The following is a 16,604-nucleotide window of genomic DNA, read 5'->3' as shown; positions in this document are numbered from 1 at the left end:
GGGCGAGCTAGGGGAGCTCGGGGCGGACGAGGCGGCCAGTGATCCCGAGGGCTGGGATGACGAGCCCGGCGACGAGGAGAATCGGCTCCGCCTCGCGCTCTCGCGCAAGGGGTGGCTGTACCGGTATCGGCAGACCTTCCGCGACAGCGGCCGCAACGCGATGTTCTTCGAGGACGACTGGCTCGGCCGGTTGTGTGCGGCCGGACAGGTCGCCCCCGCGGAAGCGGCGCGGCGCCTGCCCGACCAGCTGTGGGCCGAGAGCTGGGTCCACGCGACTCGCTCTGCCGGCGCGAAGCAACAGCAGCACCGAGCCTCCCGCGTGCGCTATTTGGCCGTACACGCCGTGCGCCACCACCCCGAGGCCTTCGGGCTCGACCGGACACGAGCACGGCCGTGGCTACGCGCCTATGAGGCTTGCCTGCACGAACACCTCGAGCCGAACGATGCCGCTGGCGCGGAGCCGCATCGGGCCCCTGAGCTGCTGTCAACCCCGACGCTGTGGAGTGCGTGGGACCGTCACTTCGGGGGCAGCTCGGTCTCGCTGCCCGCTGCCCAACCCGAAACCATCGCGGGCGAATGGGGCAGCGACGAGCTGTGCCGAAGGCAGGTCGCTCGCACGGTGCTGGGACAGACCTTTCGCCTGACCGACACCCTCTTGCACCTTTACTTCGCCGACTTGCACGGGGGGCAGGACCCGGCCCGGCTCGCCGACGGCTTCACGGACTGGCTGAGCTCCGACGACATCTCGGCAGTGGACCTTCGGCGTGAGAGCGAGCAGTGGATGAGGCACCTGCGCCTGATCTTGGACTCGAGCCTGGAGAGTGCTGGCAAAGGCTGGCGTCAGCTCGCGCGGCAGGAGACGTGGCCCCAGCTGTTCTCGCCGGCCCCGGTGCTCGGTGTCACCGGCGGCTCGGGGGCTCACCGCAAGGCCACTCGGCAGTTCCGCACGCCCTCGCTTCCGCGAGTGATCGTGTGCACCGACACGCTCAAGGAGGGGGTCGACCTGCACACCTTCTGCGATCGGGTGCTCCACTATGGAGTGGCGTGGACTTCGGGCGACCTCGAGCAACGCGTGGGCCGGGTGGACCGCTACTTCTCCCAGATCGAGCGTCGTCTGATCGACGAAGGGGAGCCCCCGCAGGTCCAGCTTCAGGTCGGCTATCCCCACGTCGTGGCTTCGCTCGAGCGCAGTCAGGTCGACCGGGTGATCCAAAGGCAACGCCGCGCGGAGCAGCTGATGGACTCTCCGCTGGCGGGGGCGGTGCACGAGAGTAAGGAGCTTGTCGTGGGCAGCACGGTGGGCTCGACCGAGACCGGGCACCTCGATCCCTACGACGAGCATGAATTTCCAGCTCAGCCGCGCGGGCTCGTGGCGATCTCGCGGGACCAGGCCCGCAAGATCGCGGACCACTACGAGGCTTGGTATCTGCGCCTGCTCGCGGAGCTCGAGGGCGGGGGGTGGCGGGTCAGCCCCGACGACCGCCGCCCAGTCTCCGAGCTGACACTGCACGGGGGACACCAGCAACACGACCTCGCGTGGAGTCTGGATGCCGACCTGAACCGCTACTTCTTGACGCTCTCCGCGCCACCGTGGCCCGACGAGGCCGGCTTGACCGGAGCCCGCTGGCGTCGCCGTCGGCGGCGCCAGCTCGAGACGGAGTCGTTCGTCCGCTTGCTCGTGCCCGGCCCTGGCGAAGACCCGCGCGACTTCGCCATCGAGGGTTTGGTCGCGTGCCTTCGAGGCGCCGTCCCCGAGCCTCATGCGAACGCGAGCGCTGCCTGGGGCCCGGGACTCGCCCGCGCCGCCGGTCAGGCTCCGCAGTGGCTCTCCCCCAACGAGGCCGAGGTCAGCCTCGAGATCGGCCCCCGGCGCCAGCGCGTCACTGTGTACGCCTACCAACAAGGACTCCGCATCCTGGGCCGGGTCGCTCGCCTCTGCGACCTCGACCCGCGCCCGCAGTGGGGCTCGACCCAGATCGAGGGAAATCGTCTCCGCGAGTGGACCCGCGAAGAGACCCGCAAGCTTGGCCTTGGCTACCTCGACCTCCACCCCCGCGATGGCCTGGTGTTTGGCGTTTTCCTGCTCCACGGCGAACTCGATGACGATGTCAAAGCGAAGCTCGTTCGCTACGTGGGCCGGCGTGCCGACGCCTGGGAGGCCGCCCTGACCGGGGACGACCGCTGGTAGTGAAGCAGTCGCGCCGCGCGAGGTCGTCCAGTGATTGAGCGCCGCGGCGTATCCTTCGTGGGTATTCTACCGCAGCGAAAGCCGACGAAAGGGCGTGAAATTGCTCTTCGCGCGCCTCGCTCTCAAGCTTCGGGGGTGGGTCTGACTGCGCAGCGGCTCCGCTCTTCGACGTCCCTGACGCTCGTCAGTGGGTGTACGCTTCGGCTCGTGGCTGGCGAGCAGGAGGCGTCGACGGGTTGGGAACCCACGGTCGACAACGAGGCCGGGCTCGCGCTCGGTGTCGCGCAACCACAGAGCTCGCCGGGGCCGGGCCGCGGGATTGGCCGCTTCGTCATCCTGCGATTGCTCGGCGAGGGGGGCATGGGCAAGGTCTATGTCGGCTACGACGAGCAGCTCGATCGCAAGGTCGCGATCAAGCTGCTGCGGCCCCAGGCCGCGGCGAAGCGGGCCGAGCAGCGGCTGGTCCGCGAGGCCCAGGCCCTCGCTCGGCTCTCGCACCCCAACGTGGTCCAGGTCTACGAGGCTGGGACCGACGCGGGCGCGGTGTTCATTGCGATGGAGATCGTCGATGGTCGGACCCTGTCCGAGTGGGCCGCCGAGCACACGAGCTGGCGTGCGCGGCTCGAGGCGCTGATCCAGGCGGGGCGCGGGCTCGCGGCTGCGCACGCGGCCGGCCTCGTGCACCGCGACTTCAAGCCCGACAACGTCCTCGTGGGTCGTGACGGCCGGGTGCGCGTGCTCGACTTCGGCCTGGTCCGCAGCGTCACAGCTGAGGTCGACGCGGACGACGAGGCCCTCGAGATCACCGCGGAGCGCGGGGGCGAGACCACGCTGGCTGACGAGGATCATTCGCGCACGCTCAGCCCGGGCAGGCCCGCGATGTTGGGCGCCGACCTGACCGTGCGCGGGACCTTGATGGGCACGCCGATCTACATGGCGCCGGAGCAGCACCGTGGCGCGCCCTGTGACGCCGCCGCCGATCAGTTCAGCTTCTGCGTGAGCGCGTTCGAGGTGTTGTTTGGCGTTCAGCCCTATCCGGCCGGGCAGCTGCGCGCGCTCGCCGAGGCCAAGCACGCGGGGGACATCGAGACAATCCCGAGTGAGAGCCCCGTCCCACGAGCCGTGCGCGAGGCGATCGCCCGGGGGCTCGCGGCCTCGCCTGGCGCGCGCTGGCCCGACATGGAGGCCTTGCTCGCCGCGCTCGAGCGCGGGCTCGAGCGGCGGCGGCCATGGCGGATCCCCGCGGTCGCGGCGGCCGTGGTCGCGGCGACGCTCGGGCTTGGCTTTGGGCTTCGAGCAACGGCCCCGAGCGAGGTGGCGCAGTGTGAGCTCGACGCGAGCGCGCTCGCCGAGGTCTGGGACGAGCCGCGCCGCGAGGCGATGCGAGCCGCGTTCGAGGCGACCTCGCTGCGCTTCGAGTCCGACGCGGCGCGCCAGGCCGAGCGCAGCCTCGACGATTGGAGCGAGCGCTGGCTGGCCGAGCGCAGGTCGAGCTGCCGGGCCACGCGGATCGAAGGCACGCAGTCCGAGGCGCTGCTCGATCGGCGCGAGGCCTGTCTCGGGCGACAGTTGGCCCAATTCGACGCGATCGTCGACGTGCTGGCCGCGGCGGATGAGCGCGTGGTGATCCGGGTCGCGCCGATCCTCGGCGAGCTCCCGGATCTCGGGGCCTGCAGCGTCGCGGCCCTCGATGCCGAGGCCGAGGCGGATGCCGATGCCGCGCTTGCGCCCGAGCAGCGCGCCGAGGTCGAGGCGGAGTTTCGCGCGCTCGCGCGGGCCCGGGTCGAGCTCCGGGTTGGACGGCCGCAGGTCGCGGCGGAGCTGGCTGAGGCCGCGCTCGCGCGGGGCCGTGGACTGGATCACGCGCCGCTGGTGATCGAGGCCCAGGCGGTGCTGGCGAAGCTCGAGATCGACGCGGGGGATCTCGAAGGGGGGCTCGAGCAGCTGCGCGAGGCCGTGCTCGCGGCCGAGCGCGCGGGCTTGCTCGATCTCGTCGCGAGCTTGCGGGTCTCGCTCGCGCGCGCGGCCGCGGGGGACTTCGCCCAGCCGGTCCTCGAGCGCTGGATGATCGACGAGGCCGAGCTCGCGCTCGAGCGCGTGGCCCGGGCCAACGATCCCCGCGAGCTTCGGCTGCTCGTGGCCCGCGCGCGCGTGATCGAGCAGGCCGGGGATTACGACGAGGCGATCGCCGCTCACACGCGCGCCTACGCCCTGTCCGAGGGCCGCCTCGACGAGGCCGGGCGGGCCAAGCTGCGCGTCGGTATCGGGACGGCGCTCTACCGCGCGGGCAACTACGAGGCCGCGCGCGCCGAGCTCGAGGGCAGCCTCGCGGTCGTGCGTGAGAGCTGGGGCCCGTGGGCGCCCGAGGTCGCCCGGATCGAGTTCAACCTCGGGATGATCGCCAGCGACCTCGGCGAGCCGGAGCGCGCGCAGGAGCACCTGAGCACCGCGATCTCCATCGATGAGCAGCTGTGGGGGGATGGCTCGCTCGAGGTCGCGCGCGACCGCTTCGCGGTGGCCTACCTGGCCTTTGCGACCGGCGATCTCGACCGCGGCTGCGAGCTGAACGGGCAAGTCCTGACCATCTATGAGCGCGAGCTCGGGCCAGAACACGACGAGACCGCGGCGGCGCTCACCGGCGTCGGGTTGTGCCACTACTACGCGGACGAGTTTGAGCAGGCGCGAACGAGCTACCGTCGCGCGCTCGATGTTCAGCGTCGGCTGCTCGGCGACGAACACTACGAGGTCGGCGTGCTGCGCTACAACATCGCCGAGGTCCAGCTCGCCCTTGGCGAGGTCGAGCTGGCGCGCGCGGGCTATGAAGCCGCCCGCGACATCTTTGCAGCCGGACTGCCCGAGACCCACGCACTGCACGCGCTCCCGCTCAAGGGCCTCGGTCTGACCGGGCTCGAGACCGGAGCGCACGCCGAAGCTCTCGCGGCGCTCGAGCGAGCGCTGGAGCTCGCCGACGCCTCACAGGCCGTCGAACTCGGCGAGATCCACTTTGGCCTCGCTCGCGCGCTGGTGGCCACGAGCGGCGAGCAGGCGCGGGCGACCGAGCACGCCGAGGCGGCGCTGCGAGCCTTTGAACACGCGGGCGTCGAACGGCAGTCGACGCGGGTCCGAGCTTGGCTCGATGGCGGCAAGAAACAAATTGTCAATGACACCAACCGAAGTAAACACCATCACGAGGACTAAAGAAAATGGCTGACGTTATTGGGCCTGGCGGAACATTCAAGGTCAAGATCAAGGATACGGGGAACAATACCGTCTATCTCAAGGTGGACGCCTCTGGGAATCTGGCCACGGATACCGACTGCGACAATGGTCAGGGCTTTGGCCAGACCTGCGGCGGGGATGGTCGCTTCACCCTGAGCTTCAACGATGGTGGGACAACCAAGTATATATTTGCTTCCCGCACCTCCAGCTCCATAACGCTGAGTACGAGTTCGGCCGATTGGGAGACGTCGGGCGATAAAATGCAGCTCCCCAACAACGCCGACAAACAACTGAAAATTGACTTGACGCTCGGGTCGTCGGGGGACACGGTCAGCTTGCTGTCCGCGTGCCCGCCCTGACCGGCGGCGTAGCTCCCCCCGCGCCAGCTGTGGTAGGCTGGCGCGGTGGCCACGCTTCGGCACCTCGCCTCCAACGCCGAGCATCCGCTCTCATCCCGCCACCTGATCGGCCGGGCCCCGGCCTGTCAGCTGCGCGTCGATGACCCGGGCATCTCCGGCTACCACGCCGAGCTCGTCTGGGACGGCGAGCGCTGGAGCGTCCAGGATCTCGGCAGCCGCAACGGGACGACCCTCGCCGGCCGGGCCCTCGCCCGCGGCGAGCAGGTCCCCTTGCCCTGCAAGGTCGAGCTCGTGCTCGCGGGCGTCGTCCGCCTCGAGCTCATCGACGACTCCCCGCCGCAGCTGTTCGCCCAGGCGTCCAACGGTGAGGTCCGCGTCGCCGCCGACGAGCTCCTGAGCCTCCCGAGCGACGACGCGCCGGAGCTGGCGATCTACCGCGAGCTCGACGGTCGCTGGTGGGTCGAGCTCGACGCCGAGACCCGCGAGCTCGCCGAGCTCGACACCCTGATCGCTGGCGGTCGCAGCTGGCAGGTGTTCTCGCCCGGATCGCTGGCGCTCACGCGCGAGGTCGGCGGTGACTTGTTGCTCGCCCAGCACGAGCTTCGGTTCAGGGTCAGCCGCGACGGCGAGCACGTCGAGCTCGAGCTCGTCAGCGAGGCCCGCGCGATCACGGTCGAGCCCCGCGTTCATCTCGCGCTGCTGCTCGTGCTCGCCCGCGCCCGGCTCGGCGACGCAGCCAACCCCGAGCTGCCCGAGGCCGAGCACGGCTGGGTCTACCGCGAGGATCTCCCGCGCATGCTCGGGGTCGAGCCCGAGCTGATCAACCTGTGGATCCACCGCGCGCGTCGCCAGCTCGCGCGCGCGAAGATCCGCGACGCCGCGGCGTTGATCGAGCGCCGGGCCGGGACCTCTCAGATGCGCATCGGCGCGACCCGGCTGCGCGTCGAGGATCGCTAGATCGACTCGTCGCGGTGTCAGCGTGGGTCAGCGTGCGTACCAGGCCACGATCTTCGGGTGCTCCTTGACCGCCTTCTCCACGCCCGTGAGCCGGGGATAGTCGGCGAACACGTCGGTCGGCACGTGGTCGACGGTGCCCGAAGAGAACCACTTCGAGGCCATGTGAAGCTTGAGATCCACGACCGAGATGTCGGCTCCGGCGACGAAGGGGCCATCACTCAGCTGGGCGAGTTGGCGCTCGACGTAGCCGCCCCAGCTGGGCAGGTAGCCCGTGGCCAGCTCCTCGCGGGCGGCGCGACTCTCCTCGGGATCCTTGATCCGCAGGACCGGGGCCACGGTCCCGCGCAGCTCTTCGACCGCGCACATCAGCGCCTCGTGGCGGGCGGCCTCCCAGTTGTCGCTCGGGTGGAGGCCGTGCTCGCGGCCGATGAGCACGAGGATCGCGTTGACCTGGGCGAGCGGCGGGCGGCCCGGGACCTCGAACACGGGCAGCGAGCCGAAGGGCGTGGTCGGCTTGAGCTCGGCCCAGCTCGGGCCCTTGATCCGGTTGTCCTCGAACTCGACGCCGGTGAGGTGGAGGGCGAGGCGGACTTCTTCGCCGCGGCTGCCGGGGAAGTCGAAGTAGGTCACTTTGGGCTTGGTCACGGAGACACGCTACGCCGGCCTGCCGCGCCTGTTCCATAAAAAGTTCAGAGCCTAGACTGCGGGCCGTGACGACCCGCTTCGAGCTCCCTCGCGCCGTCCTGATCGCTCTCACGGGCCTGCTGGCCTCGGGGGTCGCGTGCGAGCGCGGCGACGCGAGCACGAGCCCGGCGGACGCCGCGGTCACTGTCGAGGTCGTCGCGGCGGCCGAGGACAGCGAGGACGCAACGGCCCCCGAAGACCCCGCGAAGTGGATCGCCGCCAACTACGACAAGCGCGAGGCTCGGGTCCCGATGCGCGACGGCGCGACCCTGCATACCGCGATCTACACCCCGCGCGAGGCCCTGCGCGGCGGCGCCGATCTGCCGATCCTCTTGTTTCGCACGCCCTACTCGGTCAAGCCCTACGGCGAGGGCGAGATGCCCGACAAGCTCGGCCCGCACCCGGCGATGATGCGCGACGGCTACATCTTCGTGTACCAGGATGTCCGCGGGCGGTTCATGTCCGACGGTGACTTCGTCAACATGACCCCGCACCTCGCGACCAAGGCCGGGCCCGAGGACATCGACGAGAGCACCGACACCTACGACACGATCGCGTGGCTGCTCGACGAGGTCGAGGGTCACAACGGTCGCGTGGGCCAGTGGGGCATCAGCTACCCGGGCTTCTACGCCGCGGCCGGAGTCATCGACGCCCACCCGGCGCTCACGGCCGTCTCGCCCCAGGCCCCGATCGCCGACTGGTGGTACGACGACTTTCATCACCACGGCGCGTTCTTGCTCCCGCACCTGTTCAACTTCATCTCGAGCTTCGGCCGGGCCCGCGAGGGGCTGACGACGCAGTGGCCCGAGCGCTTCGACCACGGGACCCACGACGGCTACGAATTTTTCATGCGCATGGGCCCGGTCGCCAACGCCAACGAGCGCTACTTTCACCACGAGATCGCGTTTTGGGACGAGGTCATGGCCCACCCCAATTACGACGAGTTCTGGCAGCGGCGGAACCTGGTCCCGCACCTCGAGGCCGTCGAGACCCTCGGGCCCGCGGTCATGACCGTCGGCGGGTGGTTTGACGCCGAAGACCTCTACGGGCCGCTGCACATCTACGCCGCGCTCGAGGGCGCCGACGCGAACGCGCGCAACACCCTGGTCATGGGCCCGTGGCGCCACGGCGGGTGGGTGCGGACCGAGGGCGCGAGCCTCGGCGACGTCGCGTTCGGATCCGCGACCTCGCTCGCCTACCAGCGCGAGGTCGAGCGGCGCTTCTTTGCGACCGAGCTCGGGCACCCGGTCGCGGCCGAGTACGAGGGCTGCGCGGCGCTGCCCGAGGCGCTGATGTTCGAGACCGGGGCCAACCGCTGGCGGCAGTTTGGCCAGTGGCCGCCCGAGACCGAGGCGCGCACGCTGTGGCTCGGGGCCGAGGGGGCCCTGGCCGACGCGGCGCCGAGCGAGCGCACGCGCAGCTTCGACGCCTTCGTGAGTGATCCCGAGCACCCGGTCCCGTTCACGACCGCGATCGCCAAGGGCATGACGCGGGAGTACATGACCGACGATCAGCGCTTCGCCGCGCGCCGACCCGACGTGTTGGTCTATCAGACCGAGCCGCTGACCGAAGCGCTGACGATCGCCGGGCCGGTGACGGCGTCGCTGTGGGTGTCGACGGATCAGCGTGACGCCGACTGGATCGTCAAGCTGATCGACGTGCTGCCCGACGACGCGCCAGACCACGAGGGCTTGCGCGAGGGCATGCACATGAGCGGGTATCAGATGATGGTCCGCAGCGAGGTGCTGCGCGGGCGCTTCCGCGACGACCCGTCGGCGCCCAAGCCCTTCAACCCCAATCAGCCGACCGAGGTCAGGGTGCCGCTACAAGACGTGCTGCACACCTTCGAGCCGGGCCACCGGGTCATGATTCAGGTCCAGAGCACCTGGTTCCCGCTCGTCGATCGCAACCCCCAAGCGTGGGTCGACAGCATCTATGCGGCCGAGGCCGATGACTTTGTCGCGGCGAATCACCGGGTGTATCGCTACGCGAAGCGCCCGTCGGGGGTCAGCTTTGGGGTCCTCCCGACGGGCGCGGCGGAGCCGCTCGAGTGCGTCGCCGAGTCCCGCTGAGCCCGGCTTCGCAGCTGCGCGGTCAGGCGCTACTCGTCAAGCCCGATCGCGTCGTCGGTCATGAACTCCATCGTGCCCGTCGTGACGTCATAGAGCACGCCGACGACCGCGATCCGCCGGTCGGCGACCAGCTTTGCGATCGTCTCGCTGCGTTCGACGACGCTCTTGACCACCGCGAGCACGTTGCGGCGCGCGACCTCGTCGATCAGCTCGGCTTGGCGCGTGGCCGAGAGCTCGGCGAAGCCCGTGAGGGCGCTCGGGTCGACGCTGGTCTGGATGTCTTCGAGGATCGTGTGGAAGTGCTGGCAGCGGGTCGGCTCGGCGGGCGGCGCCGAGCTCAGGGCTTGCTCGACGGCGGTCGTCACGGTGCGACAGCGGGTGTGACCCACGACCACGACCAGCCGCGAGCCCGCGATCTCACACCCGTACTCCATGCTCCCGAGCACCTGGGGGCTGAGCACGTTGCCGGCCACCTGCACGCTGAACAGGTCGCCGAGGCCCATGTCGAACAAGAGCTCGGCCGGGGTGCGCGAGTCGATGCAGCTGAGCACGACCGCCAGCGGGTGGTGCCCTTCGACGGCTGCGCCGACCTGCCGCGCGAGGTCCCGGTTGAGGTGACCATGTTCGGCGAAGCGCTGGTTGCCCTGACGCAGGATCTCCAGGACCTGCGCGGGCGTCACCTGATCCTGTAGTTCGCGGGTCGAGTAGTCGACGAAGAGCAGCTTGTCTTCGAGCTCATACTCGTCATTGAAGCCGACCATGGACAGATCCACGTTGCGAGCTGGCGCGCGCACATCACGATATTCGCGGATCAACGCGAGGACGTCCGGGTCGATGTAGGTGCTGTTTTGGGCGTCGAGCAGCACGTGGCTGCCGCGGGGGATGTCCTCGAGCACCCGCTCGAGCGCGGTTTGGTTGAGGAAGGTGACCTGCTCGGAGAGCTCGATGTGCGTGACCTCGCCGCCAGCGTGCTTCTCGATGATGCGCCGGACCGGGCGGCGAAACTGGCGACTGAGGATGAAGGTCAGGCTGACGGCCATGCCGATGCACAGACCCACGAGCAGATCCGTGAACACGATCGCGACGACCGTGGTCGCGAAGGGGATGAACTGGTCGTAGCCGGTGTCCCACATCTTGCGGGCGACCTTCGGGCTCGCCAGGCGAAACCCAGTCACGAGCAGGATCGCGGCCAGGCACGAGAGCGGGATGCGGTTGAGCGCCCAGGGCAAGCCCAAGACCATGATGAGCAAGAACAGGCCGTGGAAGATCGCCGCGGTCTTGGTCTTCGCGCCGGCGTCGATGTTGACCGAGCCGCGAATGACCACCGAGGTGATCGGGATGCCGCCGAGCAGGCCGGCGACAACGTTGCCTGCGCCCTGCGCGAGCAACTCGCGGTTTGGTGGCGAGCGGCGCTGGTCGGGGTCGAGGCGGTCGACGGCCTCGAGGTTGAGCAGGGTCTCGAGCGAGGCGACCACCGCGATCGTCAACGCAGCGGTGTAGATGAGCGGGTTGGACCACTGCGAGAAGTCGGGGAACTGCAAGAGATCGACAAAGCCCGACATGCTCTCGACGACGGGGACCTGGACCAGGTGGCTGGCCGAGATCGCCCACGCACCGCCGATCGCGTCGAACGCGATGCTCAAGCCCACACCCAAGAGCACGACCGCCAGCGGGGCCGGAAAGCGCGAGCGCTTCAGGGGCTCGTAGCGATCCCACACCAGCAGTAGGGCGAGCGAGAGCAGGCCGACGACCGCGGCGCCGAGGTGCAAGTCACCCAGGATCGCCAACAGCTCGGAGAAGGTGTTCTCGTGGTCGGGCTGCGCGAAGGCCATCTCGCCCTCGGGATCGGTGTCATGGCCGAACACGTGGGGGATCTGCTTGAGGATCAGGATCACGCCGATCGCGGCGAGCAGGCCCTTGATCACGCTGGTCGGGACAAAGGACGCGAGCGCGCCGGTCCGCGCCAGGCCCAAGCCGAGCTGCAGCACGCCAGCCAACATGACCGCGAGCAAGAAGGCCTCGAAGCTGCCCAGCGCGGCGACCTGCGCGAGCACGACCGCCACGAGCCCCGCGGCCGGGCCGCTGACGCTCGTGTGTGAGCCGCTGAGTGACCCGACGACGACGCCGCCGACGATGCCGCTGATGATGCCGCTGATCAGCGGCGCGCCCGAGGCCAGGGCGATGCCCAGACACAGCGGCAGCGCGACCAGGAACACGACCGAGCCAGCGAGCACGTCGCGGCCGAGCGAAGCAAAGAGCGAGGAGGTTGAGGAGATGGAGGGATCTGAAGAGGATTTCTTGTCCATGCGGATAGAGCCACGACAACTGACGACACGACAGCAGCGCCAACGCGCTGCGACTGCCCACGGCGACCGCACGCCCACGAGACATGCGAGCGGTGGGGTGGAGCTGGATCAGCCCTGAGGGTCGTCGTCGTCGTCGTCCGCTGAGGACTTCCGCCGACTTTGAAGCGGGTTATGGACCGTGCGTCGCTGGACCGTGGGCGCGAGCACACGTGGAACGCAGCAACGATCATACGCGCGCCGCTGCGCTCGGCTGGCCGACGGGGTGCGGGACGCGGCGCTCGTATGCCCGTCGAATTCGCCCGCCTCGCCGTCTTCACCCGACTCGGACAGCTGGCCGAACTCGCCGAACTCACCGAACTCGCCCGGCTCGCTTTCACGCTCGAGCGACGAGGCACCCGCGGTGCCGAACAGCGCGACCGTGATCACCAGCGAGAACGCCAGCCGCAAGATCCAGGTCACGAAGCGGCCGGCCGTGGACACGAGCCCGGGCGGACGCGAGTACTGGAACGGAGAGCCGGCCATGAGCCGACGGAACCCTAGCACGAGATTTTGTAGGACCCCGCGGGCGTCAGTGACACTGCGACACAGGGACGCTGCGCGGCCGGTCGCTCGCTCGCTGCGCTCCTCCCTCGCTGGCCTGGGATGAGTTTCGCAACCCTTTGTGTGGCCCCCTAGAAGGGCTTTCGCGCCGTTTTCTGCGTCCGTGATGCGTGGTGTGCGTGCAGCGTCTGGACCGCATCCTCATTGAGGATTCCCACGCAGACGGTGGCATCCGTTCGCGTCAGGAAGTTTGATGCGCTACTCGCCGGCCTCGGACTTGACCTTGTCGAGCAGCCCTTGCATGCGCTCGCGGTTGGCCTCGTCGGAGATCGTCGCGGTCCCGTCGAGCGAGCCGAGGTCGATGTTCGACAAGCCCACGGGCATCGCAAATGCGCGCTTGTGGAAGGCCTCGACGGTCAGCGACGCGTAGTCGTCGTCGTCGAGCTCGTCGAGCTCCTCGCCTTCGTCGTCAGCCTCGGCCTTGGTCGTGGCTTCGGGCTCGGCCTCGTCGGCGGGCGGCGGCGTGCTCGCGCAGCCGAGGACACCGCCCGCGGGCTCGAGCAAGCACAGCTCGAGCTCCCGGCCGCTGCCTGCGAGGGTAACGGTGAACCCGTCGTCGTCGAAGTCGAAGCGGGGCGAGTCCTCGAGCAGCTCGACGACCCGGGCCGCGACCGGGCCGCTGGCGTCGTTGCTCAGCTTGGCGGGCAGCGCGAGCCCGCGGCGGCGGATCACGCCTGCGTCTCGCTGCATCGCGGTCGCCCAGAACTCGAGCGCGTCCTTGTCTTGGCCGAGGCGCCAGGCGGCCTCGCCCGCGATCGCGGCCACCCGCGCGCGCAGCAGCGCCTCGAACTCGGGCAGGGTGTCGAGGGCCTTGTTGGCCAGCTTCAAGGCGTCTTCGCGGCGCCCGCGGTGAATCGCGATCTCGGCCTCGAGCGCGTCGTAGTAGGGATCGAGGGCCTCGTCGGTCTCGGCCTTGCGGACCATGTCGAGCACGACCGAGCAGACCCCGGCGCCGAGGATCGGGACGAGATCCCCGACCAGCCAGCTGGGCACGGGCTCGAGCCCGCCCGCCACGTACATGCGAAAGGTCGCGACCAGGCGCTCGTCGTCGTTGAGGACCCCGCGGATGCGCTCGGAGTCGGACCAGTCCTGGATCTCGCGCTCGAAGGCGTCGCGGGTGATGCGGGCCGACTCGGCGGTCCCGGACCACACGGCGCGCTCGGCCTCGACCTCGGCGTGGGTCTGGCGGATCGCCCGGCGCAGGAGCGCGTGGGCGCCGAGGGCCTGGTCTTTGGACGACGAGGTCAGGCCGCGGCGATCGGGGTTGGCGATCGCACGATCCACGACCTCGAGCCCGGTCCCGGTCTCACCCGCGACGAGCAAGACCGTGGCGAAGGCGACGTCGGTCTCGGCCCGGACCTGCTCGCGCAGGTGGGGCGGCATCTTGCGCCGCCAGCTCTGCATCTCGCGCAGGGCGAGCACGGCCTCTTCCATCCGGGCCTGGTCGGTGTAGAGGCGCACGAGCAGGCGCCAGGGGTTGGCGGGGGTGAATTCGATGCGGGTCGCGCCGGCCTTGGCCAGGCGCTCGGCCTCGTCGGGGCGCAAAACGGTCAAGGCCGCGAGCGCGGCGTTGTAGGCGTGGACGGTGACGCTCGTGACCTCGTCGGGCTTGGCGAAGGGGTCGTCGCCGCGGGCTCGGTCGGCGGCGTCATCGTAGGCCGAGAGGCAGGCGTTGAAGCGCTCCGCGCGGGTCCCGGCCTCGCCCTCGATCGCGCACAGGGCGTTGCGGCCGAGCGAGCGCTGAAATTCGTCGCTGCTCTCGGCCGCCTTCTCGGCGTACTTGCGGGCCTCGTCGTAGCGGCCGAGCAGCATCAGCGGCCAGGCGTGCTCGGCCGTGAGCCGGGGGTCGTAGAGCGAGTCGTGATAGTCGAGCAGCTGAAGCTGGTACTCGTGGCGCTCGAGCTCGCCGGCGATCATCTGGGCGGCGTAGAGGATCTCGCGGTGGAGCAGCCAGGGCGTGGTCTCGAGGTTGGTGACGTTGGGCTTGTACTTGCGCTCGTAGAGCTCGCGGGCCCTGCCCATCTGCTTCATGGCCTTGGGCAGGTTGCCCTCGGCGCGGCGCAGGATCTGGGCGAACACGTAGCGGGCGACGATCGAGTCCTCGTCTTTTTCGAGCAGCTCCTCGGTCTTGCGCCGGGCGGTGAGCAGCTTGTCTTCCTGGTAGAGCTGCCAGATCTCGTCTTCGGCCGCGGTCCGGGGGAAGTCTTTGGGTTGGGAGAGGGCGGGGGCGCCGGTCGGGACCGCGAGGGGGTCGGTCGGGTCCTGGGCCGAGACGACCGTGGCCGCGATCGTGAGCGTGCTCGCGAGCCCGAGCACGGCGAGCCCGGACAGCAGTCGACCTTTGTTGTTCGCGGTCATGGGCGCAGGTCCATCGGCTGGGAGGCCGTCATCGCGGCGCGAGCTCGTCGAGCTCGCGCTCGAGGTCGATCTCGGCCTGTTTGAGGGGCTCGAACTTCAAAAAACCGGTCAGAAACCACGCCGCGGCGGCGCTCACGAGGTGGCTGACATGGTTGAGCCACGGGCGCTCGCCCGCGACGAGGACCGTGCCCATGCCGAGGAGGTCGTGCTGCTTCTCGAGCTCGATCAGCGTGAACCCGGCGAGGAAGCTGGCGATCCAGACCGCGCGGATGACCGGGTCGGCGAAGTCCTTGGCCTTTTGCTCGAGGGTCCCGGACCCGAAGCGATGGCCGAGCCAGACCAGGCACAGGCCGGTCGGGATCGAGAGCAGCTTGAAGAACTGGGCGTTGAGATCCCCGGCCCAGCTCCCGTCGCTCGGGGCGCGGACGAGGTAGCGCAGGGGCGTGCCCGCGAGCGGGCGCCAGTAGTTGGGGTCGAGCTCGTGGAGGGTGTCGGTGACGAAGCGGAGCACGCCGACAACGACCAGCGCGAGGGCGATCGCCACGCTGGCTCGGCCCGCGCGAAGGCGCTGGCTGTCGGTCAAAGTGGGCACGGGGGATCACGGGGAAAGGGGCGGGCGAGGCCCGGGGGTGGGTTCACACCATTATTGACGGTGCAAGGTGATGCGGGCGAGGCGCTCGAGGGCGTCGGCGCTGCACTCTCGGATCACGCCGTCGAGGCTCTCGGCGCCGGGCGCGAGCTCGAGGCGGTGGCCGAACACGAGGTAGCTCAGGGCCTCGATGTCGTCGGCGCTGACGTAGTTGCGCTGCTGGGTGACCGCGCGGGCCTGGAGCGCGGGGATCATCAGGACCAGCGCGCGGGTCGAGACGCCCTGGAGGACCTGCGCGTGCGCCCGGGTCGCGTTGGCGATGTCGACGAGGGCCTCGCGGACCTCGTTGGCGACGAAGACCTGCTCCTCGATCACGCGGCGGGCGTCGATGACCTCGGTTCGGGTCACGCGCGGGAGCTCGCGCCCGGCGCCGTCGCGGCGGCTCTTGATGCTCGCAAGCACCTCGAGCTCGGACTGGCGGTCGATGTGCTTCATGATGATCTTGAACAAGAAGCGATCGAGCTGGGCGCTGGGCAGGGGGAAGGTCCCGGCGAGGTCGAGGGGGTTTTGGGTCGCGAGCACGAAGAACAGCTCGTCGAGCTGGCGGGTCCGGTTGTCGACGGTGGTCTGCTTCTCGGCCATGGCCTCGAGCAGCGCCGACTGGACCTTGGGCGAGGTCCGGTTGATCTCGTCGGCGAGCACGACGTGGGCGAAGATCGGGCCCGGGCGGAAGAAGAAGCGGTTGGTGTTGGGATCGAAGATCGTCGTGCCCGTGACGTCGCTCGGGAGCAGGTCCGGGGTGAACTGGATCCGGCGGATCGTGACGATGTCGTCGTGGGGCTGATCGTCGATGATGCAGTCGCCGAGGGCCTTGGCCAGGGTCGTCTTGCCCGAGCCGGGGTAGTCCTCGAGCAGCACGTGGCCGTCGGCGAGCAGCGCGATGATGATCAGCTCGATCTCGTTGTCGCGCCCGCGGACCGCGACCCGGAGGCGATCGCGGACGCGCTGGACGACGCCGTAGGCCTCTTCGAGGCTGGTGATCGGCGGCGCGAGGGTGTGGGTGATGTGCTTGCTCTGCTCGAAGTCACTGACCGCGCCGCGTTGCTCGGGCGGGGCGCCTCCGGCCTCGGGCTCTCGCCACTCGGGCTCGACCGGCTGCTTTTGGGTCGAGCTCGCGGGCTCGTGGCCGTGGAGGGTTGGGGTGGCCGGCGCCTCGACGCCTGGCTGAGAGCTCGAACCGGGAGGTGTGGAGTTGGTGGTCACGGTAGAGAG

11 protein-coding genes are annotated in these 16,604 nt (G+C 69.7%); 5 read left to right on the top strand and 6 right to left on the bottom strand.

The window, feature by feature from the left end; translation table 11 throughout:
- The 4 genes from ENSA5_RS03380 to ENSA5_RS03365 form a co-directional block, all read left to right on the top strand.
- The coding region (locus ENSA5_RS03380; protein WP_258182715.1) for a helicase-related protein at window positions 1-2,188 on the top strand (2,188 nt) is incomplete at its 5' end.
- A gap of 207 nt (window positions 2,189-2,395) precedes the next feature.
- On the top strand, window positions 2,396-5,386 hold the full coding sequence (locus ENSA5_RS03375; protein WP_106390104.1) for a protein kinase domain-containing protein: 2,991 nt from the start codon (window positions 2,396-2,398) through the stop codon (window positions 5,384-5,386).
- Window positions 5,387-5,391: 5 nt separating this feature from the next.
- Complete coding sequence (locus tag ENSA5_RS03370; RefSeq protein WP_106390103.1) at window positions 5,392-5,766, top strand: hypothetical protein; 375 nt, start codon at window positions 5,392-5,394, stop codon at window positions 5,764-5,766.
- A 45-nt stretch (window positions 5,767-5,811) separates the two neighbouring features.
- Window positions 5,812-6,723 (top strand): FHA domain-containing protein, encoded by a 912-nt coding sequence (locus tag ENSA5_RS03365; RefSeq protein ID WP_106390102.1) that lies wholly within the window; start codon window positions 5,812-5,814, stop codon window positions 6,721-6,723.
- A gap of 27 nt (window positions 6,724-6,750) precedes the next feature.
- Here the strand turns inward: ENSA5_RS03365 and ENSA5_RS03360 are convergent, their stop codons facing one another.
- Window positions 6,751-7,368, bottom strand: a complete 618-nt coding sequence (locus tag ENSA5_RS03360; protein WP_106390101.1) for a glutathione S-transferase family protein — start codon at window positions 7,366-7,368, stop codon at window positions 6,751-6,753.
- 65 nt (window positions 7,369-7,433) lie between these two features.
- Here ENSA5_RS03360 and ENSA5_RS03355 point away from each other — a divergent pair, with 65 nt between their 5' ends.
- A complete protein-coding gene (locus ENSA5_RS03355) occupies window positions 7,434-9,479 on the top strand; it encodes a CocE/NonD family hydrolase (RefSeq protein ID WP_258182714.1) in 2,046 nt (681 codons plus the stop codon).
- Window positions 9,480-9,508: 29 nt separating this feature from the next.
- Here the strand turns inward: ENSA5_RS03355 and ENSA5_RS03350 are convergent, their stop codons facing one another.
- From ENSA5_RS03350 to ENSA5_RS03330, 5 genes are all read right to left on the bottom strand, one after another.
- Window positions 9,509-11,785, bottom strand: a complete 2,277-nt coding sequence (locus ENSA5_RS03350; RefSeq protein WP_106390100.1) for a bifunctional SulP family inorganic anion transporter/carbonic anhydrase — start codon at window positions 11,783-11,785, stop codon at window positions 9,509-9,511.
- Between the two features lie 108 nt (window positions 11,786-11,893).
- Entirely contained in the window at window positions 11,894-12,307 is a 414-nt protein-coding gene (locus tag ENSA5_RS03345) for a hypothetical protein (RefSeq protein ID WP_146155277.1), read from the bottom strand.
- A gap of 276 nt (window positions 12,308-12,583) precedes the next feature.
- A complete protein-coding gene (locus ENSA5_RS03340) occupies window positions 12,584-14,743 on the bottom strand; it encodes a MalT transcriptional regulator family protein (RefSeq protein WP_106390098.1) in 2,160 nt (719 codons plus the stop codon).
- Between the two features lie 28 nt (window positions 14,744-14,771).
- Window positions 14,772-15,335 (bottom strand): hypothetical protein, encoded by a 564-nt coding sequence (locus ENSA5_RS03335; RefSeq protein WP_146155276.1) that lies wholly within the window; start codon window positions 15,333-15,335, stop codon window positions 14,772-14,774.
- A gap of 51 nt (window positions 15,336-15,386) precedes the next feature.
- On the bottom strand, window positions 15,387-16,595 hold the full coding sequence (locus tag ENSA5_RS03330) for an AAA family ATPase (protein ID WP_181197324.1): 1,209 nt from the start codon (window positions 16,593-16,595) through the stop codon (window positions 15,387-15,389).
- Window positions 16,596-16,604 lie beyond the last annotated feature (9 nt).

The sequence above is a fragment of the Enhygromyxa salina genome (assembly GCF_002994615.1).
Taxonomy (GTDB): Bacteria; Myxococcota_A; Polyangia; order Nannocystales; family Nannocystaceae; genus Plesiocystis; species Plesiocystis salina_A.
This window is presented reverse-complemented; position numbering and strand designations above follow the sequence as displayed.

Coding starts and splice junctions, on each gene's coding strand:
- ENSA5_RS03370 (WP_106390103.1), top strand. CDS start 5,392: ATGGCTGACGTTATTGGGCCTGGCGGAACATTCAAGGTCAAGATCAAG.
- ENSA5_RS03350 (WP_106390100.1), bottom strand. CDS start 11,785: ATGGACAAGAAATCCTCTTCAGATCCCTCCATCTCCTCAACCTCCTCG.
- ENSA5_RS03345 (WP_146155277.1), bottom strand. CDS start 12,307: ATGGCCGGCTCTCCGTTCCAGTACTCGCGTCCGCCCGGGCTCGTGTCC.
- ENSA5_RS03340 (WP_106390098.1), bottom strand. CDS start 14,743: ATGACCGCGAACAACAAAGGTCGACTGCTGTCCGGGCTCGCCGTGCTC.